The organism is Micromonospora sp. NPDC049679, assembly GCF_040659735.1.
Classification (GTDB): Bacteria; Actinomycetota; Actinomycetes; order Mycobacteriales; family Micromonosporaceae; genus Micromonospora_I.
The window spans coordinates 108,519-127,928 of the sequence record NZ_JBFANZ010000004.1 but is presented as its reverse complement, the minus strand read 5'-3'; the positions used below and the strand labels follow the sequence as shown (position 1 = coordinate 127,928).

At 68.0% G+C, this 19,410-nt stretch carries 17 protein-coding genes; 10 read left to right on the top strand and 7 right to left on the bottom strand.

The annotated features are described in order from the left end of the window. Positions 1-6: 6 nt before the first annotated feature. Entirely contained in the window at positions 7-1,791 is a 1,785-nt protein-coding gene (locus AB0J06_RS04685) for an ATP-binding protein (protein ID WP_357424607.1), read from the bottom strand. A 155-nt stretch (positions 1,792-1,946) separates the two neighbouring features. Further along, entirely contained in the window at positions 1,947-2,684 is a 738-nt protein-coding gene (locus AB0J06_RS04680; RefSeq protein ID WP_357424605.1) for a pyrimidine reductase family protein, read from the bottom strand. Between the two features lie 146 nt (positions 2,685-2,830). Here AB0J06_RS04680 and AB0J06_RS04675 point away from each other — a divergent pair, with 146 nt between their 5' ends. The 7 genes from AB0J06_RS04675 (at position 2,831) to AB0J06_RS04645 (ending at position 9,889) form a co-directional block, all read left to right on the top strand. Next, positions 2,831-3,376: a plasmid pRiA4b ORF-3 family protein gene (locus AB0J06_RS04675; RefSeq protein ID WP_357424603.1), complete on the top strand. Its 546-nt coding sequence runs from the start codon at positions 2,831-2,833 to the stop codon at positions 3,374-3,376. Between the two features lie 243 nt (positions 3,377-3,619). Further along, positions 3,620-4,930, top strand: coding sequence for an extracellular solute-binding protein (locus AB0J06_RS04670; RefSeq protein ID WP_357424601.1), 1,311 nt, complete (start codon positions 3,620-3,622; stop codon positions 4,928-4,930). A gap of 101 nt (positions 4,931-5,031) precedes the next feature. Next, the gene (locus AB0J06_RS04665) at positions 5,032-6,021 is read left to right on the top strand and encodes a sugar ABC transporter permease (RefSeq protein WP_357424599.1); all 990 of its coding nucleotides are present in this window, start codon (positions 5,032-5,034) and stop codon (positions 6,019-6,021) included. 10 nt (positions 6,022-6,031) lie between these two features. Continuing rightward, the gene (locus AB0J06_RS04660) at positions 6,032-6,934 is read left to right on the top strand and encodes a carbohydrate ABC transporter permease (RefSeq protein ID WP_357424597.1); all 903 of its coding nucleotides are present in this window, start codon (positions 6,032-6,034) and stop codon (positions 6,932-6,934) included. Continuing rightward, complete coding sequence (locus AB0J06_RS04655; protein ID WP_357424595.1) at positions 6,931-8,364, top strand: GH1 family beta-glucosidase; 1,434 nt, start codon at positions 6,931-6,933, stop codon at positions 8,362-8,364. The genes AB0J06_RS04660 and AB0J06_RS04655 overlap by 4 nt, the downstream gene beginning before the upstream one ends. 86 nt (positions 8,365-8,450) lie before the next feature. Further along, entirely contained in the window at positions 8,451-9,497 is a 1,047-nt protein-coding gene (locus AB0J06_RS04650; protein WP_357424593.1) for a LacI family DNA-binding transcriptional regulator, read from the top strand. Between the two features lie 101 nt (positions 9,498-9,598). After that, the gene (locus AB0J06_RS04645; RefSeq protein WP_357424591.1) at positions 9,599-9,889 is read left to right on the top strand and encodes a hypothetical protein; all 291 of its coding nucleotides are present in this window, start codon (positions 9,599-9,601) and stop codon (positions 9,887-9,889) included. A gap of 86 nt (positions 9,890-9,975) precedes the next feature. Here the strand turns inward: AB0J06_RS04645 and AB0J06_RS04640 are convergent, their stop codons facing one another. Together AB0J06_RS04640 and AB0J06_RS04635 are read right to left on the bottom strand one after the other, a co-directional pair. Continuing rightward, entirely contained in the window at positions 9,976-11,190 is a 1,215-nt protein-coding gene (locus tag AB0J06_RS04640; protein WP_357424589.1) for an acyl-CoA dehydrogenase family protein, read from the bottom strand. Further along, the gene (locus tag AB0J06_RS04635; protein ID WP_357424587.1) at positions 11,191-12,240 is read right to left on the bottom strand and encodes a phosphotransferase family protein; all 1,050 of its coding nucleotides are present in this window, start codon (positions 12,238-12,240) and stop codon (positions 11,191-11,193) included. Positions 12,241-12,638: 398 nt separating this feature from the next. Here AB0J06_RS04635 and AB0J06_RS04630 point away from each other — a divergent pair, with 398 nt between their 5' ends. Then, on the top strand, positions 12,639-13,433 hold the full coding sequence (locus tag AB0J06_RS04630; protein ID WP_357424585.1) for an amino acid-binding protein: 795 nt from the start codon (positions 12,639-12,641) through the stop codon (positions 13,431-13,433). Between the two features lie 137 nt (positions 13,434-13,570). Then, positions 13,571-14,644 carry a GNAT family protein gene (locus AB0J06_RS04625; protein WP_357424583.1) on the top strand — a complete coding sequence of 358 codons (1,074 nt, stop codon included), beginning with the start codon at positions 13,571-13,573 and terminating at the stop codon, positions 14,642-14,644. Positions 14,645-15,135: 491 nt separating this feature from the next. Here the strand turns inward: AB0J06_RS04625 and AB0J06_RS04620 are convergent, their stop codons facing one another. The 3 genes from AB0J06_RS04620 to AB0J06_RS04610 all read right to left on the bottom strand — a co-directional run bounded on the left by AB0J06_RS04620 (position 15,136) and on the right by AB0J06_RS04610 (position 18,720). Beyond that, positions 15,136-17,496, bottom strand: a complete 2,361-nt coding sequence (locus AB0J06_RS04620; RefSeq protein ID WP_357424581.1) for a hypothetical protein — start codon at positions 17,494-17,496, stop codon at positions 15,136-15,138. Between the two features lie 262 nt (positions 17,497-17,758). Further along, positions 17,759-18,316, bottom strand: coding sequence for a hypothetical protein (locus AB0J06_RS04615; RefSeq protein ID WP_357424579.1), 558 nt, complete (start codon positions 18,314-18,316; stop codon positions 17,759-17,761). A 179-nt stretch (positions 18,317-18,495) separates the two neighbouring features. Continuing rightward, positions 18,496-18,720 carry a hypothetical protein gene (locus tag AB0J06_RS04610; RefSeq protein ID WP_357424577.1) on the bottom strand — a complete coding sequence of 75 codons (225 nt, stop codon included), beginning with the start codon at positions 18,718-18,720 and terminating at the stop codon, positions 18,496-18,498. Positions 18,721-18,931: 211 nt separating this feature from the next. Between AB0J06_RS04610 and AB0J06_RS04605 the strand changes: the two genes are divergently transcribed. Next, positions 18,932-19,120 (top strand): DUF397 domain-containing protein, encoded by a 189-nt coding sequence (locus AB0J06_RS04605; protein WP_357424575.1) that lies wholly within the window; start codon positions 18,932-18,934, stop codon positions 19,118-19,120. Positions 19,121-19,410 lie beyond the last annotated feature (290 nt).

The window sequence follows — 19,410 nt, the reverse complement described above, 5'->3', positions numbered from 1 at the left end:
TCAGCCTCAGAACGGGATGTCGTCGTCGGAGAGGCCGGGACCGCTGCCGACGACGGCGAACGGGTCGGCCGCCTGGACGATGGAGCGGAGCGTCTCGGACGGGGCCGCCCCGGCCTCGGAGACCCGGGTCGCCCAGGCGGGGAAGGGGAACTCCAGGCAGAGCGGGACCGGGATGTCGGGTTGGTTGACGAACATCGTGCCGGGCTTGGCGAGGAGCGCGCGCTGCCGCTGCACGGCGGGGAGGAAGCCGTATTCGGGGCGGGTCGCCTCGGCCGGGTCGAGGCGGCCGACGACGCGGATCGCCGAGTTGGTGACGATCCGGCGTTCGACCTCGCTCGCGGTCTGCTGTGCGCCGATCAGGATCACGCCGAGCGAGCGGCCCCGCTCGGCGATATCGAGCAGCACCTCCTTGATCGGCGAGGAGCCTTCCCGGGGGGCGTACTTGTTGAGCTCGTCGAGCACGACGAAGAGCAACGGTTTCGCGGTGCCGGCCTTCTCCTTGCGCTCGAACTCGCTCTTGAGGGTCACCCCGACCACGAAGCGCTGCGCCCGGTCGGGCAGGTTGTGCAGGTCGACGACGGTGACCTGGGCGCTCTCGGCGGTGTTGATCGCGTGCGGGCGGCGGGTGGCGAGGTCGCCGCGGATCAGCCGGGCGAGGTCCTTCTTGCTGCCGATGAGCCGGCGGGCGAAGGCGTTGATGGTGCCGAGCCCGACCGCCGAACCGGCCCACTCGAAGCGCGACTCCTCGTCGTTGAGCTGCTCGACGACGTAGTCGACCAGGTCGGGGTAGGAGCCGAGGCGGGTGCCGTCGATGCTGACCCCGCCGTCGGCGGGCTGCGCGACGCGGGCCAGGTGGGCGGCGACCGAGTGCACGACCATCGTGTACTGCTGGCGTTCGTCGTCGGCGTCGGCGAAGACGTAGGGGAGCAGGCGGTCCGCGCAGAACTCGGTGAGGGTCCAGTAGAAGCTGTCCACGCCGGCCAGGCGGCTGCTCACGTCGGGGGTGCCGGAGGAGTCGCCGGCGCGCGGCGGTGCGTAGACGCGGACGTCCGGGAAGGGGCCCGCGGGGAGCCCCAGCTTGGCGTAGGCGGCGGTGGTGGCCGCGTCGAGGCGGGTGTTGGGGTGGTCGAGGAAGAGCAGGTCCTCGCCCTTGACATTGAAGATCAACGCTTTGGCGTTGACCGCGTCGCCGCCGAGCACCCCGGAACGGAAGACCGAGTAGAGCAGGAAGGTGGCGAAGCTGGTCTTGGTGGCCACGCCGGAGATGCCGGAGATGGAGACGTGCGCGCCGCGCTGGCCGTCGAGGAAGTCCGCGTTGAGGTAGACCGGGACGCCGTCGCGACCGGTGCCCATCGGGATGCGCCGTTCCATCCGGTCGAAGTGCAGCGCCCGGGCCCGCGCGTCCCCTTCGGCGCGGTGCACCAGCGCGCCGGGCGCCGGGGGCACGTAGATCTCGGGGTCGACCCGGGTGGCGGTGATCTCGGCGGCCTCCTGCACCTGCGCGGGGAGCGTGCCGTCGGCGATGGCGAAGACGTCGGAGTCGAACTGCGCCCCCTCGTGCCGGGCCCGCACCTGGGTCACCACGCCCGCGATGGTCACGGTCCCGCGACCGGGGATCTCGCGGCGGGTGACCACCACGTCGTCGAGCTGCAGGAAGCTGCCGGGCGCGACCGCGGTCCAGAACTGCAGGGGGGTGGCGTCGGCGGTGCCCAGCACGCGACCGACGGGCTGGCCGGGCGACGCGTCGCCGGTCGGCTCGGTCGGTGGCGCGGGCAGGACGGCTTCGCTCATCGCCGGGATCCGGTCAGGGGAAGGCTCTGGTCAGGGCGCACGCTGAGCATCCTGCCTGACAAGTACGACAGCGACGCAATCCGACGCGACGCAGCGCACATGTTTCCACCACTTCTTGTGGTCATTGGCGGTCCTGTCCACTACACGTGGTCGGTTCAGCGGCTGTGCCGGAGCAGCAGGACGTCGTCGGCGGTGAGCACGTGCCGCAGGGTCATCGCCCGTGGTGGGCCCGGCGGGCCGGTGGTGATCCGGCTGGCGCCGGGGCCGGCCAGCAGCGGGGAGACCGTCAGGCAGAGCTCGTCGACCAGGTCGGCGGCGGTGAGCGCGCCGAGCAGCGCCGGTCCGCCCTCGCAGAGCAGCTGCCGGTGTCCCCGCTCGTGCAGCGCGCGCAGCGCGGCGGGCAGGTCGAGGGCGTCCTCGCCGAGGGTGAGTACGTCGGCGACCGGCGCCAGGGCGGCCCGTCGGTGCGCCGGCGCCCCGGCGTGGGTGAGCACGAGCGGGCGGACCGGCGCCTCGGCGAACGCCGCCTGCGCCGGATCGAGGTCCAGCGTCCCGGAGACGACCACCAGGGTCGGAAACTCGGTGAGCCCGCGCTCGCGCCGCCAGCCGCGGCGCCGGTCGTCGAGCCGCAGCGCCCGGTAGCCCTCGTGACGCAGCGTGCCGGCCCCGACGACGAGCGCGTCGCAGAGCATCCGCAGTACGGCGAAGACGCGTTTGTCGGGTCCGCCGGAGAGGCCGGCGGAGTAGCCGTCCAGGTGGGCCGCGCCGTCGAGGCTGGTGACGAAGTTGACCCGGAGGTGGGCGGCTCTCCCGTACAGCTCGGCGATCGCCTCGTCGTCGAGCGGGCCGCTCGTGCGACCCGGCCAGACCTGCCGGATCGGGGAGTCGGTCATTCGCCCGCCGGACCTGTGACGGGAGGCGTCGGTGCGGGGGTACGGTGCTGGCAGTCGCACCATTTCCGGCCCGGACATTCGTCGTGTCGTCTCTCGCGGCACGCACGGCAGATCATGTACTGACCTTATGCCAGAGGATGGGTGAGATGCCTCGTCAGATCTTCCAGCTGCAGGTGTCGTTGCCGGATGCCACGCCGCGGGTGTGGCGGCGGGTTCTCGTGCCGGGCGGGTACACGCTGGACCGGCTGCACCGGGTCATCCAGCAGTCGATGGGTTGGCAGGACTACCACCTGCACTCGTTCGACATCGACGGCCTGCAGTTCGGGGAGCCGGACGCCGATGGCGAGCTCGCGCTCCGTGATGAGCTCGACGTCCGGCTGGACGCGGTGGCCGCGAAGGGGAGCCGGTTCCTCTACACGTACGACTTCGGCGACTGGTGGGAGCACGAGGTCGTGGTGGAGGACGTGTTCGGCGCGGAGCCGGACGAGCGCTACCCGATCTGCGTGGACGGGGAGTGGGCCTGCCCGCCGGAGGATGTCGGCGGGGCGTTCGGCTACGGGGAGTTCCTGGCGGCGTTGGCCGACCCCGGGCACCCGGAGCACGAGCCGATGCGCGGCTGGATCGGACGGCCGTTCCAGGTGGGGGCGTTCGAGCCCGACCGCGTCACCACCCTCCTGCGTCGCTTCTGCTGACAGTCGGGCGTCGGCCCGCCCTGCGGCGCATCCTTTGATCAACCCGTGAAGAGACACGTGTTGATGTGGACGTGGTCGCGGTAACGAAATGGGAACGCTCCCACGTCACCCTTGACTCCCCGGAAACGCGCCGGCAATCTCATGGGAGCGCTCCCGCATCGTGTGGCGATCCGCCTACTGGGCGCGACCTCCCGCACCGGACCACCCCCACCACGCATACGCACAGACCTGAGAGGGGTCACGATGAGTGTCATCCCCCGCCGCCGGCGCGTCGCCGCGCTCGCAGCCGCCGCCCTCGCCGTCCTCGGCGCGACCGCGGCCTGCGGCGACGACCCGTCGTCCGCCGACCCGAACGAGAAGATCACCCTCACCGTGGACGTCTTCGGTGACCAGGGCTTCGGGTACGAGACGCTCTACGAGGAGTACAAGAAGGCCCACCCCAACATCACCATCCAGGAGCGGGGCAAGGGCCTGGGGTTGGGTGACTACAACACCCGGTTGACCCAGCAGATCACGGCCGGCGCGGGGGCCGGCGACATCGTCGCGCTCGAGGAGGGCACGATCGTCCAGTTCTACGCGCAGGCGGCGAAGTTCGTGAACCTCGCCGACCACGGCGCGAACGAGCTGAAGGGCAACTACCTGCCCTGGAAGTGGGAGCAGGGGACCACGCCCGACGGCGCCGTCCTGGGCCTCGGCACCGACGTCGGCTCGATGGCGATCTGCTACCGCAGCGACCTGTTCAAGGCCGCCGGCCTGCCGACCGACCGCGAGGAGGTCGCCAAGCTCTGGCAGACCTGGGACGCCTTCATCGACACCGGCCGGCGGTTCGCCGCCGCCGACAGCAAGCACAAGTTCCTCGACTCGGCGACCAACGTCTACAACACCATGCTCAGCCAGATCGCCGGCGCGGGCAGCGGCCACACCTACTACGACAAGAGCAACAAGCTGGTCCTGGCGAGCAACCCGGACATCAAAACGGCGTTCGACCTGACCACCAAGATGGTCGACGCGAAGCTCTCCAACAACCTGCGCTCCTTCTCCGACGAATGGAACGCCGGGTTCAAGAACGCCACCTTCGCCACCATCGGCTGCCCGGCCTGGATGACCGGTGTCATCAAGGGGCAGGCCGGCGACGGCGCGGCCGGCAAGTGGGACATCGCCAGGGCGCCGGGCAACGGCGGCAACTGGGGCGGGTCGTTCCTGGCGGTGCCGAAGTCGAGCAAGCACCAGAAGGAAGCGGCGGAGCTGGCCAAGTTCCTGACCACGACGCAGAGCCAGACCGAGGTGTTCAAGAAGCTCGGCAACCTGCCCTCCTCGCCGCAGGCGCTCCAGGACCCCGCGGTGCTGGCCACCACGAACCCGTACTTCAGTGACGCGCCGACCGGCAGGATCTTCGGCGAGGGCGCGAGCAGCCTGAAGCCGGTCTACCTCGGGCCGAAGAACCAGGCCGTACGGGACGCCGTGGAGAACGCGCTGCGCTCGGTAGAGCAGGGCAAGGCCGCGAACGCGGCGTGGCAGGACGCGCTCAGCAAGGGTGCGGCCGCCGGCAAGTAACCCGTCACGGGGGGTGAGCGGTGGCGCCGGCAGACCCATTGCCGGCGCCACCCGCGACCCCGGACCCGGTGGACCGCCGCCATCTAGCTGAAGGACCCCTGATGAGCCTGGACCTCGACACGGCCGTGCCGGCCGGTCGGCACGGCCGCCGCGCGGGGCGGCAGCCCGGGCGTCAGCGCGCCCCACGCCGCTCGCTGACCCGGCTTGACCTCAGATTCTCGCCCTACCTCTACGTCCTGCCGTTCTTCGTCCTCTTCGCGATCTTCGGCGCCTACCCGATCGTCTACACCGCGTGGATCGCGCTCACCGACCGGTCGCCGATGAACGCGACGATCAGCTTCGTCGGGCTGGACAACTTCATTGAGCTGATCACCGAGGATCCGCAGTTCTGGAACGCCGTCGTCAACACGTTCGGCATGTTCGTCCTCGCCACGGTGCCGCAGCTGATGCTGGCGCTGATGCTGGCCAACGCGCTCAACCGGCGGATCCGGGGGCAGACCTTCTTCCGGATGGCGATCGCGATGCCGATCATCACCTCCACCGCGGTGGTCGCATTGATCTTCAGCATCATCTACGGGCGCGACTTCGGCCTGGTCAACTGGGGGCTCGACCTCGTCGGCATCGCCCCGCTCGACTGGCGGGCCAACCGGTACGCCTCCTGGTTCGCCATCTCCACAATGGTCGACTGGCGGTGGGTCGGCTACAACGCCCTGATCTACCTCGCCGCCATGCAGTCGATCAGCAAGGACATGTACGAGGCCGCCTCGCTCGACGGGGCCTCCCGGACCCGGCAGTTCTGGACCATCACCATTCCGCAGTTGCGCCCGACGATCATCTTCACGGTCATCATCTCGACCATCGGCGGGCTCCAGCTCTTCACCGAGCCGCTGCTGTTCACGAGTGGGTCGGGCGGACTCTCCGGTGGCTCCGAGGGCCAGTTCCAGACGATCACGATGTACCTGCTCGACGTGATGAACAACCGGTTCCGCTGGGGCTACGCGGGGGCCGTCGCGCTCGTGCTGTTCCTGCTGATCGCGGTGGTCTCGATCGTCAACTACCTGCTGGCCCGTCGGATCAGCTCGGACACGTGAGGGAGGCGCGATGACCACCACCACCTTCGCCCCGGTGCCGGTCAACCCGGGCGCGGCGTCGCGGCGCGCGGCGCACGGCGCGGAGCGGCTCTGGAAGGCGAGCCCGCTGACCTGGATCGGGCTCGTCCTCGGCGTGATCCTGTCGCTCTTCCCGTTCTACTGGATGATCGTGATCGCGTCGCGTTCCAACGACGCGGCCAATTCCTGGCCGCCGCCGTTCCTGCCGGGCGGCAACCTCGGCGAGAACGTCCGGCGGGTGCTCGGCAATACCGATGCCAACATCGTCCAGGGCCTGCTCAACTCGGTCCTGGTCGCCGGCACGATCACCGCCGCGACCGTCTTCTTCGGCTCGCTCGCCGGCTTCGCCTTCGCCAAGCTCCGGTTCCGCGGCAAGAACGCGCTCTTATTGATCATCCTTGCCTCGATGATGGTGCCGATCCAGCTCGGGGTCCTGCCGCTCTACCTGCTGATGGCGAAGCTGGAGTGGCTCAACACCATGCCGGCGGTGACGGTGCCGTTTCTGATCAGCGGCTTCGGGATCTTCATGATGCGCCAGTACGCCGAGCAGGCCGTCCCGAACGAGCTGATCGAGGCGGCCCGGGTCGACGGTTGTTCCACCTGGCGCATCTACTGGCACGTGGTCGTGCCGGCGCTGCGCCCGGCGGCCGCCGTGCTCGGTCTACTCACCTTCATGGAGCAGTGGAACCAGTTCTTCTGGCCCTTCGTCGTGCTGGCCGACCCGGCCAACCCGACCGTCCAGATCTCGCTGCGTACGCTCAACTCGGCATACTTCGCCGACACCTCGCAGATCTTCGCCGGGACATTGATCGCCACGCTGCCGCTGTTCATCGTGTTCATCCTCTTCGGCCGCCAGATCATCGGCGGCATCATGGAAGGCGCCGTCAAGTCGTGACCAACCCAGCCAGCTCGCAGACCGCGCAACTCCTCGACAAGGGTGGGCAGGTCACCTTCCCGACCGGCTTCCTGTGGGGCGCGGCCACGGCGGCCTACCAGATCGAGGGTGCGGCGACCGAGGACGGCCGGACGCCGTCGATCTGGGACACCTTCAGCCACACGCCCGGCCGCGTCGTGCAAGGGCACACCGGCGACGTCGCCTGCGACCACTACCACCGGTTCCGCGACGACGTGAAGCTCATGGCCGAGCTGGGCCTGAAGTCGTACCGCTTCTCCGTCTCCTGGCCCCGGGTGCAGCCCGGCGGCTCCGGCCCGGCCAACCAGGCCGGCCTGGACTTCTACCGCCGCCTCGTCGACGACCTGCTCGACCACGGCATCGAGCCGTGGTTGACCCTCTACCACTGGGACCTGCCGCAGCCTCTGGAGGACGCGGGCGGCTGGCCGCTGCGGGACACCGCGGCCCGCTTCGCCGACTACGCCGAGCTCACCCACGCGGCCCTCGGCGACCGGGTGCGCTACTGGACGACGTTCAACGAGCCGTGGTGCTCGGCCTTCCTCGGGTACGGCTCCGGTGCGCACGCCCCGGGCCGCAGTGACGCCGCGGCTTCGGTGCGGGCCGCGCACCACCTGATGCTCGGGCACGGCCTCGCCGTGCAGGCGCTCCGCGCGGCGCGGCCCGAGCACGACCTGGGGATCACCCTCAACCTGTACGCGGTGTCGCCGCAGACCGACACCCCGGCGGACGCCGACGCCGCGCGTCGGATCGACGGGCTGGCGAACCGGGTCTTCCTCGACCCGATCCTGCACGGCGCCTACCCGGCCGACGTGATCGAGGACCTGCGCGAGGTGACCGACTTCTCGCACGTCCGCGACGGTGACCTCACGACCATCTCGACGCCGCTGTCGGTGCTCGGCGTCAACTACTACAGTCGGCACGTGGTCGCCGCGCCCGTCGAGGGCGCGCAGCCGGAGCCGTACTGGCGGGCCCCCTCCAACTGGCCCGGCAGCGAGCACGTCCGGTTCGTCACCCGGGGCGTCCCCGTCACCGACATGGACTGGGAGATCGACGCGCCGGGGCTGGTGGAGGTCCTGCAGCGGGTCAACCGCGAATACCCGGAGCTACCGCTCTACATCACGGAGAACGGCTCGGCCTTCGTCGACGAGGTCGTCGACGGCGAGGTCGACGACCCGGACCGGCTCGCGTACTTCGACTCCCACCTGCGCGCCTGCCACGAGGCGATCGCCGCCGGGATACCGCTACGCGGCTACTTCGCGTGGTCGCTGATGGATAATTTCGAATGGTCGTGGGGGTACACGAAGCGGTTCGGCATGGTCTACGTCGACTACGACAGCCAGCTCCGCATCCCCAAGTCCAGTGCCAGGTGGTACGCCGAGGTGATCCGACGTAACGGTCTGGCCGCACAATAGGCGTGGTCACCGTTTTTGATGGGGCTTACGGCGCCAGCTCCCGCGCGGGGCTGGCGCCGGCCCGCACAGCGTCGGAGGAGCAGACGATGACAACCCAGCGCACCCGCTCGCTCGGGCGCCCCACGCTCGACGCGGTCGCCGCCCGCGCCGGCGTCGGGCGGGGCACCGTCTCCCGCGTCGTCAACGGCTCGCCCCAGGTCAGCCCGGAGGCGCGCGCGGCGGTGCAAGCGGCGATCGCCGAGCTGGGCTACGTGCCCAACCGGGCGGCGCGGGCGCTGGTCACCCAGCGGACCGACTCGGTGGCGCTGGTCGTCTCCGAGTCCGAGGAGCGGGTCTTCGGGGAGCCGTTCTTCGCCGGCATCGTCCGCGGCATCAGTTCGGGGCTGCTCGACACCCCGATGCAGCTCTGGCTCGCGATGGCCCAGTCCCCGGCCGAGCGGGAGCGGGTCGAGCATCACCTCACCAACCAGCACGTCGACGGCGTGCTGCTGCTCTCCCTGCACGACGCCGATCCGCTCCCCACCCTGCTGGAGGAGCGGGGGCTGCCGACCGTGCTGGGCGGGCGCCCCGCGCGGATGTTGGAGCCCGGCGCGCAGCCGGCGTACTTCGTTGACGTGGACAACGCCGGCGGCGCACGCGAGGCGGTCGAATACCTCTTCGCGCGCGGTCGCCGCCGGATCGCGACCATCGCCGGACCGCAGGACATGGGCGCGGGCCTGGCGCGGTTGACCGGTTACCGCGAGGCGCTGCGGCAGCGCGGGGGCGTGGTGAGCGAGGAGCTCATCGCCTACGGGGACTTCAGCGAGGGGAGCGGCGCGGCCGGGATGCGCCGGCTCCTGGAGGTCTGCCCGGAGCTCGACGCGGTCTTCGTCGCCTCCGACCTGATGGCGTGCGGTGCGCTGCGGGCGCTGCGCGAGGCCGGCCGGCGGGTGCCGGAGGACGTGGCCGTGGTGGGCTTCGAGGACGCGGCGATCGCCAAGCAGGCCGACCCGCCGTTGACCACGGTGCATCAGCCGGTGGAGGAGATGGGGCGGCAGATGGCGCGCCTGCTCGTGTCGCGGATCCGGCGCGAGGAGCTCGCCGCGCCGTACGTGCTGCTCGACACCCACATGGTGCCCCGCGCATCCGCCTGACCAGGCCGGCCCCGGCTCGCCGATCTCGTAATTTCGGGCGCGTTTATGCTGCGGGTAATCCCTTTTGTCCGCCACGGTAAATGCAAGATTTGCCGGGGATCGTGTCCGGGGAAGACGCCGCGGCTGGTAGGCCCGCCGCGCCCGCCCCCCTCCAGGCCATCCAGAGTGACTCGACCGCCGCGGTCGAGGAGCAGAGCGTCACCACCAACGAGATGAGCCGCAACGTGGCCGAGGCCGCCACCGGCGTGTCCGAGATCGCGTCGAACATCACCGGCGTGGCCACAGCGGCCCAGAGCACGAGCGCCGGCGTCATCGAGTCACGCCGCGCGGCCCAGGACCTGGCGCGGATGAGCGGCGATCTCCAACAGCTCGTCGGGCGCTTCACGTACTGAACCGCATCCTTGACGATCTTGGAGTTATGGCTCCACAAATCAGACAGAAACGAGCCATAACTCCAAGATCGTCGGGATCATGGGGGTCAGCTGGCCCAGCGGCGCAGCTCGCGGCGGGCCAGCGACGCCCGGTGCACCTCGTCGGGGCCGTCGGCCAGGCGCAGCGTGCGGGCCTGCGCCCAGAGAGCGGCGAGCGGGGTGTCCTGGCTGACCCCGGCCGCGCCGTAGCCCTGGATTGCCTTGTCGATCACCCACTCGGCCATTGCCGGAGTGGCGATCTTGATGGCCTGGATCTCGGTGTGCGCGCCCTTGTTGCCGACCGTGTCCATCAGCCAGGCGGTCTTGAGCACCAGCAGCCGGGCCTGCTCGATCCGGACGCGCGACTCGGCGATCCAGTCGCGGATCACGCCCTGCTCGGCGAGGGCCCGCCCGAACGCGATCCGGTCGGAGGTGCGCTGGCAGAGCAGCTCCAACGCCCGCTCGGCCATGCCGATCAACCGCATGCAGTGGTGGATGCGCCCCGGACCGAGGCGTGCCTGGGCGATCGCGAACCCGTCCCCCTCGCCGGCCACCAGGTGGCCGGCGGGGACCCGTACCTCGTCGAAGCTGATCTCCGCGTGGCCGCCGTGCGCGCCGTCGCTGAAGCCGAAGACCGTCATGCCGCGGTGCACCGTCACGCCGGGGGCGTCCCGCGGCACCAGCACCATGCTCTGCTGGCGGTGCCGGTCGGCGTCGGGGTCGGTCTTCCCCATCACGATGAAGATCTCGCAGCGCGGGTCCATCGCCCCCGACGACCACCACTTGCGGCCGCTGATCACGTATTCGTCGCCGTCGCGGCGGATCCGGGTGGCGATGTTGGTGGCGTCGGAGGAGGCGACCTCGGGCTCGGTCATGCAGAACGCCGAGCGGATCTCGCCTTCGAGCAGCGGACGCAGCCAGCGCTCCTGCTGGGCCGGCGAGCCGAACTCCGAGAGCAGCTCCATGTTGCCGGTGTCCGGCGCCGCGCAGTTGAGCGCCTCGGGCGCGAGGTGCGGGCTGCGGCCGGTCAGCTCGGCGAGCGGCGCGTACTGCAGGTTGGTCAGGCCGGCGCCGTGGCGGGCGTCGGGCAGGAACAGATTCCACAGGCCGCGGTTGCGCGCCTCGGCCTTGAGCTCGTCCATCACCGGCGGGCGCGCCCACGGGTCGCCCGCCGCCGCCACCTGCTCGGCGTGCACCGACTCCGCCGGGTAGACCCGGTCGACGAGGAACTCGTGCAGCTCGTCGTAGAGCTCCGAGGTGCGGGCGTCGAAGCTGAAGTCCATCTAGTCCTCCTTGAGGGCGGTCAGCCCGTGCGCGACGAGGGGCTCCACCATGTCGCCGATCCGGTCGAAGCCCTCACCGAGCGTCTGGCCCAACGTGTAGCGGTAATGGATGCCCTCGCAGATCACCGCGAGCTTGAAGCAGCCGAGCGCGATATGCCAGTGCAGCGGGCCGATGTCGATGCCGCTGCCGGCCGCGTACCGGTCGATCAGCTCGGACCCGGCAGGGAAGCCGGCGCGCGGGCCGAGCCCGTCGGCGACCGGGTTGTTCGTCGCCGCGTCGCCGCCGCCGAGCACATCCCAGTACGTCAGCAGCAGCCCGAGGTCGGCGAGCGGGTCGCCGAGCGTGGCCATCTCCCAGTCGAGCACCGCCCGGACGGTCATCGTCGCGGGGTCGGCCATCAGGTTGTCGAGCCGGTAGTCGCCGTGCACCAGCCGCGCCGTCGACGAGCTTTCCGGCACGGTCGCGCCGAGCCCTTCGCGCAACTCGTCGATGCCGGGCAGGGGGCGGCTGCGCGAGCGGTCGAGTTGGCCGCCCCAGCGGCGGACCTGCCGGGCGAGATAGCCCTCCGGGCGGCCGAAGTCGGCCAGGCCGACGGAGTCCGGGGCGACGGTGTGCAGCGCGGCCAGGGTGTCCATCATCGCGAAGGCGAGTGCCCGGCGCTGCTCCGCGCTCAGCTCATCGGTCTGCGTCCGGGTGCGGTAGACCACGCCGCTGACCCGCTCCATCAGGTAGAACGGCGCGCCGAGCACGGAGTCGTCGTCGCAGAGCAGCAGGGTCTGCGGCACCGGCACGGCGGTCGGGGCCAGCGCCGAGATGACGCGGTATTCGCGCCCCATGTCGTGGGCGGTGGCGAGCACGTGACCGAGCGGCGGGCGGCGCAGCACGAACTCGCGGGCGCCGCCGCGCACGACGTACGTCAGGTTGGACTTGCCGCCGGCGATCAGCCGGGCGGTCAGCGCGCCGTCGACCAGATCGGGGCGGTGCCGGGCCAGGTGGCCGGCGAGCCGGTCGAGATCGAGTCCCGCCGGGGGCTGCGCGGACTCCGGCATCAGCGGCCCGATCCGTGAGTCGGGACGCCGACCGGCGCGCGCGTCGGCACACGACGGCGCGGCGGTCCGGGCGCCGCTGGCACGGGATCCGTTACCGGGCGGTAGGTCATCCGAACAGTTGATGGGACCGAGGTCGCAGTGTCAAGTGCGGTCGTTGCCGCCCCGTCCGGAGTGCCGGTCGTTGCCGCCCTCGCCCCGGGTGCGACGTCGGACGAGAGCCGGCCACGGCAAGGTGCGGCACCGCGGTGAGTGGGCACTGCCATGGGGGGCATGACCTGCGTGGCGTGCGGTTTTTTTGCGGCCGGGACATGCCGCCGCAACAGGGGCGAAATGGTCAACGGCCAGGCTGGGTGTCGGTCGGCGGGGGCGCGTCGACCTGTCGACAGGAAGGGGCTGACATGTTGTTGAGGGTTCGCGTGACGCTGCCGGACCGGCCGGGAGCGCTCGGGCAGGTCGCCCGCACGCTCGGTGTCGCCGGCGCCGACATCGTCCAGGTCGTGGTCCTTGAGCGGCTGGGAGGGCGGGCCATCGACGACTTCACGGTGGTGTGGCCGGGTGTGGCACGCATGGAGCGGCTCCTCAGCGGCCTCGGCGCGATCCCCGGAGTGCAGGTGGACGGCGTCTGGCGGGCGATCGGCGCGCCCGGCAACGGCGGGCAGGACGCGGAACTGCTCGGCCAGGTCGCCGCCAATCCCACGGACGGTCTGGCCACGCTCGTCGACGCCGTACCCGGACTGCTGGCCGCGGACTGGGCGGTGGCCGCGGTCGTGCCGGCGGACTGGGCGCTGCGCAACGGCGCCGCCCCCCGGGCGGCGCGGTTCGACCCCGCGGTCGCCGGGCCGCCCGACCCCTTCGGGGCGCAGCTCGACCCGGCGGAGTGCGAGCCGGCCGTGACCTACGCGAGCTGGCGCACGCCGCAGCCGTTGCGGCTGCCCGAGGTGACCCCGCTGCGGGCCCGGGCCATGGACGGACCGGACGGGGAGCGCTACGCGGTCGCCCCCTTCGGTCGGGCGGGGCTGGTGCTCATGGTGGTCCGCAACGACGGCGACGGGCTGCCCGCGGCGGCCTTCCACATCAGCGAGGTCGACCGGATCGCCCAGCTCGTCCGGGCCGCCGCGACCGTCCTCGGCGACCGGCTCGACCTGGTCAGCGCGGCGCCGCCCGACTTTTCGATCATGAAAAGTCACGGCTGAGCAATCTGGGAGAAACAGGAAAGAGCCAGGCTAGAGCTGGGACAAGGTGGTCTCCTGAGAGGTAGGGCCGCAGAACCGGGTTTGTTGGGCCCGGCGGCGGGCGGCCCGAGGCGGTACGCGTGGAAGGGGGACACCCCATGGCACTCTGGCGGATCAGGGCGACCGTCGACGACCGGCCGGGCTTTCTGGCCGTGCTCGCCGCGAGCCTGGCCCTGAAATCGGTCAACATCCTGGCGGTGCAGGTGCACACGACGGAGGTGGGCGCCGTCGACGACTTCCTCGTCGACGCGCCCGACGCGATGACCGAGACGGAACTGGTCGCGGCGGTCGAGCGGGGACGCGGGCGTGACCCGTGGGTGACCCGGGCCGAGGCGCGTGGGCTGGCGGACCAGCCGACCCGCACGCTGGGGCTGGCGAACCGACTCGTCCGCGACCCCGAGTCACTCGGTGACGTGCTCGGCGTGCTCCTCGGCGCCACCGCGGTCACCTGGCGACCGACCTCCGGCTCGCCGTCGCAGGGCTTCCACGACGACGCGATGAAGCTGCCGGACCCCGCCGGCGGCTCCTTCGAGATCGTCCGGGCCGCACCCGGTTTCACCCCGGCCGAGTACGCCCGGGCCCAGGCCCTGGTCGAGTTGGCCGCGACGATCGGGCGCCGCAGCACCGACCAGATCGCCGTGATGCTCGCCGACGGGTCGGAGCTGACCCTGCGACCGGCGACCAGCGACGACCTGCCCGCGGTGCTGGCGATGCACGACCGCTGCTCGGCCGGCACCCTGCACCGTCGCTACCTGAGCGGCTCCTCCGCACCCTCGCGGGCGCTGCTCAACCGGCTGCTCGAGCCGGCACACGGGGTGACGCTGCTGGCCGTGGCCGCTGATCCCGAGCGGGTTGTCGCGATGGCCAACCTGATCGCCGAAGGGCAACTCGGCGAGGTGGCGCTGCTGCTGGAAGACGGTTGGCAGCGCCGGGGGCTCGGCACCTCGCTGCTGCGCCGGCTGGCCGCGCACGCCGGCTGGTCCCAGCATGCCGCGCTGGTCGCGCACACCCAGGCCGACAACGTCGGCATGCTGCGTACGCTGCAACGCCTGGGCCGGCCGGGGCCGATGGAGCGGGACGGCAATTTCGTCAGCGTCACCGTGCCGTTGGCCGGGACGCCGGCGCCGGGACCGGCCTCCGTGCCGGCACAAACTCCTGCCTCGTCGGCGTAGGCAGGAGCCCGTTCGGTGGCCCGGCCCTGGTTCAGGACCGGGCCACCGGAGCGGGCACGACTATCGGCTTCCCAATGAGCTGATGCAATCATGATCGTATGCGGGTGACCTGCCGCTTCTTGTTTCGAATGCTCCATTCCTGGGTCGCAAACGGCGGTCCGTGTGCTCGGCAGTTCAAGATCAGCCGGGTACCCGCCATCGGCGCGGGCAAGCCGAGCAGCTTATCGCCCGGCGCACGAGTGTCCGTATGTCCGTCAAGGCCTGCTTGACGTGGGCGGCGCCGAGCGGCGGCTCACTCCCCGGGGGAGGTTGTCGACGGCAGACAGTAAGGATGAGGGAGGGGGCCACGCGCTGCATTCGCCGACCAGCGGCCGGCGCACGACGGCGTCCACAAAACGGCAACAACGACTCGCCATGCAGTGAATGCTTATCTCAATCGGTGCGTACGAACAACGTAGGTAAGTTTCTGAGCCACAAAGAGATGAACTCGATCAAATCTCACCTATCTCAAGATAGGGTCGGTATGCTGGATGGATCTGGTATCTCTGTGGCTTACGAAACGCTTTAGTCAGTTTACGCGCTAGCACGTTTGCCCTTCTCATTTCTCCCTCTGTTCCTCCATAGTCGAAAGCTGACTCGCTCGTCTCTATGCCGAGGAAGCCCAGGCGACGGAGGATCACCACGAGGTTGTCCTTGCTGCTAATAGACGACGAAGCCTTGAGAATTCGGGTTAAGCGAGGCTCATTAATTATCGAGTTTTCCCCAGCGAACTCTATTAGTACGGGCTCCAAATCGATCTGTGTCGCAACACCCTCCACCAGTAATGCCTCAAACGCGAAAGTGCTGTAGGCGTTTTCGGCCTCAAGAATGTCGTTCTCCTGCACTCGTTCATGTTTCGCGTTACTTGCTCTCAAAACCGCCGCGTTCGCAAAAAACACCAGGTCTCGCGGTCGGGGCTGAACGCGTGACAGCATATAGTCCCGCGTTGGAATGCCTCTAACTGTGCGAACGAATGCATTATCCCAAAGATCGCTGGCATTCTGGCTTTTCGTCCTCGAAGCCAGAAACCGGTCTTCTAACACCCGCGCGAGTAGCTCAGTATCCCTCCATTCGATCTCGGTGGTAGCAATCTTGTCAGGTTCACGTGCATGGTCACGTACGAACGCGTATATGTCGCTGCGCAAAAAAACTGTGAGCGTCACGTTCACGCTAGTCTTGCGAGAGCTTTCTTTCTTAAACTCGTCGACAATTCTCCCAACCACCGTTAGTAGTCCAAGTAGGAGCCGTGAGAGTAGCTCTAGGTCCGCGCCTCTATGCCACGCCTTATCCAAATTGTCGACAAGAATTGCGATCCGGTTTCGCTCGAATAGCGCACTGCCGATCAAGTTGCGAAGCGTCTTCAGGGTGTCTCCGTAAAGAGCAGCATTCACGCTTTGCCGCGATGATTCTATGTCGTGTTCGTCGACTCCTTTGGACAAGGCGCCATCCAACGACTTGACGAGGCGTTCAAGACGTATCGAGAAGCTCGCTTCAGAACCCCGGTGTTGGTCTTCGAGACATTGCCGAAGTTGGTCGAGGGGCGAACCGCTTGGTACACCGGCAGGACGGCTTTCGGCCTCTTCTACCGCCCGCGCGGCTACTTCGGTATACAGGAGATACTTCCAAAGCCCTTCGATCAGGTAATCCCCCAAGTGTCTAGATTCGATTTTCTTCAGTACTTCCAGGAGACCCTCAAGCTCATAGCTCGCCGGTTTAACGACACAAACGAGGTTTCTCGCGTCGGACCGCAGTGCTTCGGCTGCCTGAAGCATGTTGGCGGTCTTTCCCGTGCCCTTCTTCCCAGTAAAAATCGTGGCTGCCGCATCTACAACGTCGCGAAAGTCGCGCGTCTCCACGAAATAGTGATCAAGACCTTCCTGATCACTCTCCGCGACATGATTACCGAAACGGAGAGCGGCGAGCTCAACACTCAGATGCTTCCGAACTCGCGTGGCAGCCCTTTGGGTTGGTGGGCGAAGATTCTCCATCCAACCCACCGCTCGCTTTTCTAGGTCTGCGGCGTTCCTGTAGCGAAGTGCTAGGTCTCGATAGTCAATCGCTGTCTTGGCGGTGTCTTCGATGACTATAAGCACCTCTCGTCCAAGTCCACGAGCGATTCCCGCTAACAGCGACGCACGGGCATTGGCCGTATCGGAAAGGAACGCCCGTTCCGGGGTCATGTGGAAAACCGCTACCCTGGACATGAATAGCTCCTCGGCAAACCATGCCAATGGCGTCCCGCCGTATTCGTCGAGATCCACGTTGGTGACGGCGAACTTTTCGTAGGAATCAAGGGTGCGGGAAAGCCTTCGGCTCGCCTCGTCTTCTTTGAAACTGGGCATGTAAAACAACTTTGACTCATCGGGTGGCGGAAGTTCGGCACCATCCGTCAGATCGTCCCAAAGGGACAATGGCGGCGCATCCAATATTCTCTGAATTTCCTTACTTAGGTCTTCTGCGTTGCGATAGGAAGTGGTTCCTGTTGTAACAAGTAGTGCAAAATCCCGAAGAGCCTTGATGGCGCCGGCATCTTGGGAATCAATCAGAATCGCTACCCGTTTCCGTTTGCCAATTGCCAGGCCCAACTCGAACAGCACGTTGTGGCTAAGCGTGGACAACTCAAATAGGCCAACAGTGCAACGATCAATGGCCTTTTCGACCTCGTTTACGATCAGCCGGCCGTCGACAAGTAGATCTTCCCAGGAGACTGAATGCGCTATATGTGCGCCATCGGTCAAACCGGACGCAACGCTATGCATCGTTTCTCTCAAGATGCTGGGCTTAGCGCTGTACCCGAAGAAGAGATGTTCCACGCTGGTCCTTCCTAACTTGCCGATTTGGCCCTGTTGAGGATGGTTGTTGGTGGTTTCAATGGTGGGCGGACTTAGACAGGTTCAGCGACGTTACACCAAACAGAGAGTTGGCATTGTCATTTTGGGGACACCATCGAAAGATCTCCTACCAGATTCTGGTCTATTTCCCTGACCGCAGCGCCGCGAGATTAGCCTCGTATCAGCACATCAACTCCGCCTGCAAGCCAGACGCTCGAACCGCATATTGATCCGGCTTCAGTCGCTATGTCGCCAGCGCGACACAAAACACGATCAAATAAGCAAAAACGAACGCGAGTGGAACCCATTGCTCCAGATGCGTGACCGGCCAATACAGCGCTTTATCTTTGCCGGAGCCGACCGCCTTCCACTCGGCCAGCCAGTACGGCGAGGCGGGCAGCCTTTCTTCTAGGGCGCCGATCACTCGGTATTTTGCCGAGCTTAGCTGCCGATAGGACCTTAGTATCCAGAACCACGCGCCACACTGCACAAGCAGCATTATCAGCGGAACAATGAGGAAGAATCTGGGACCTCGAGCTAGGGTCTGCGTAAACGCACCGGCACCGGCGACGATGGCGGTGTTCACCGTGAGGAAGAACGTGTTGGTAAGGCCGCGACGTGCAGTGATTCGATCCGTCATCTCGACGTAGATCTTGTATTGCTCCAAGATCGCCGCCTGATACTTTTCTCCAGATCCCGTGTAACTTCCGTCATCGATGGCGGTCCACAAACCGGCACGAACCTCGGCTATTGATACCTGGCCACGCTCGAAGTGTGTTCGGACACGACCTGTGATATTCATGGGTGCCAGTATGGCCCAGTTTCCTCCCTGATCCCAGCCCGCCTTTCGCCACCAAGGCGGCCTCACACACGGTTTAGCGGATGCCTGCAGCCCGCATTGGAGCCAAAGCGAGACACCGGCATCGCGCAGGTCATATGGGCGGCCCGCCAACGGTGAGTCGACACGGTCGGGCGGGAGTGCTAGCGCCCGAGCCTCTTCCCGGAGTACGGGTTCAGCTTGTGCAGGTCTGACACGGCCTCGTGGAGCTGCGCACACAGGTAGACGCACAGCGCGACCGGGTCCTCGGCGTACTCCGCAGTGAGAGTGAGCCGGGCGGGTCCGCATGGCCACGGGTGGGCGCAGGCACGGCACAGCCGCAGTGGACGCTGAGGGACATGGGGACGAGGCGCGGCACGCGTAATCACCAGCGGCCCCCGTTGGCCCGCCACTCCTGCGCAGGGGTCGTCAGCACCCCTGCCTGATTCCAGTTGATGGCGGTCGGTCCGTCCCACGTCGGCCTGCGTCCGATGATCGTCGGACGTGCCGGCGAGTGCGTCGGAAGGGGGCGTAATCGGCGGCTGGCGAGGCATGGCTTCCATTGCCGTCCGCACGTGCACCAGCGACCGAGGCGTAGCGATGCGTGACCTGACCGGCGCCCAGTGGCGCAAGAGCACCCGTAGCAGCAACCAGGGCAACTGCGTCGAGGTGGCCGACAACCTGGCCGACGTGGTCGGTGTCCGGGACAGCAAAGACCCGGACGGGCTCGCGTTGAGGTTCGAGCCGCAGGCGTGGCAGTCCTTCGTCCTACTGGTCAAGACGCTCTGACGCGCCGCCACGTACGAGGCCCCCAACAGCACGCCGGGGGCGTTGTTGCGTCTGGGCCTGCGAGTTGCCACGCCATTGCCTCGGCGTGCCGGCGCGACACGGCTTCCGTCTGCCCCGAGTTACTCCGCCCGCTCACAGGGTGCGGAGGCGGGATCGGGCAGCGCCCCCGTCTCAACCTGATCTTGGGGACTGGGTCGGTGTGGAGAGTGGGCCCCGCCCTAAACGTCATCCTCGTCAAGGTACGGCCGGTGCTCGGCGATCCACTTCTCGACGTCCTGTGCCCGCCAGAC

What these genes read in the sequence shown, in the direction of transcription:
- AB0J06_RS04675 (WP_357424603.1), top strand. Translation starts at nt 2,831, where the DNA reads ATGCCTCGTCAGATCTTCCAGCTGCAGGTGTCGTTGCCGGATGCCACG.
- AB0J06_RS04650 (WP_357424593.1), top strand. Translation starts at nt 8,451, where the DNA reads ATGACAACCCAGCGCACCCGCTCGCTCGGGCGCCCCACGCTCGACGCG.
- AB0J06_RS04615 (WP_357424579.1), bottom strand. Translation starts at nt 18,316, where the DNA reads ATGAATATCACAGGTCGTGTCCGAACACACTTCGAGCGTGGCCAGGTA.
- AB0J06_RS04680 (WP_357424605.1), bottom strand. Translation starts at nt 2,684, where the DNA reads ATGACCGACTCCCCGATCCGGCAGGTCTGGCCGGGTCGCACGAGCGGC.
- AB0J06_RS04660 (WP_357424597.1), top strand. Translation starts at nt 6,032, where the DNA reads ATGACCACCACCACCTTCGCCCCGGTGCCGGTCAACCCGGGCGCGGCG.
- AB0J06_RS04685 (WP_357424607.1), bottom strand. Translation starts at nt 1,791, where the DNA reads ATGAGCGAAGCCGTCCTGCCCGCGCCACCGACCGAGCCGACCGGCGAC.
- AB0J06_RS04640 (WP_357424589.1), bottom strand. Translation starts at nt 11,190, where the DNA reads ATGGACTTCAGCTTCGACGCCCGCACCTCGGAGCTCTACGACGAGCTG.
- AB0J06_RS04665 (WP_357424599.1), top strand. Translation starts at nt 5,032, where the DNA reads ATGAGCCTGGACCTCGACACGGCCGTGCCGGCCGGTCGGCACGGCCGC.
- AB0J06_RS04625 (WP_357424583.1), top strand. Translation starts at nt 13,571, where the DNA reads ATGGCACTCTGGCGGATCAGGGCGACCGTCGACGACCGGCCGGGCTTT.
- AB0J06_RS04670 (WP_357424601.1), top strand. Translation starts at nt 3,620, where the DNA reads ATGAGTGTCATCCCCCGCCGCCGGCGCGTCGCCGCGCTCGCAGCCGCC.
- AB0J06_RS04605 (WP_357424575.1), top strand. Translation starts at nt 18,932, where the DNA reads ATGCGTGACCTGACCGGCGCCCAGTGGCGCAAGAGCACCCGTAGCAGC.
- AB0J06_RS04635 (WP_357424587.1), bottom strand. Translation starts at nt 12,240, where the DNA reads ATGCCGGAGTCCGCGCAGCCCCCGGCGGGACTCGATCTCGACCGGCTC.
- AB0J06_RS04630 (WP_357424585.1), top strand. Translation starts at nt 12,639, where the DNA reads ATGTTGTTGAGGGTTCGCGTGACGCTGCCGGACCGGCCGGGAGCGCTC.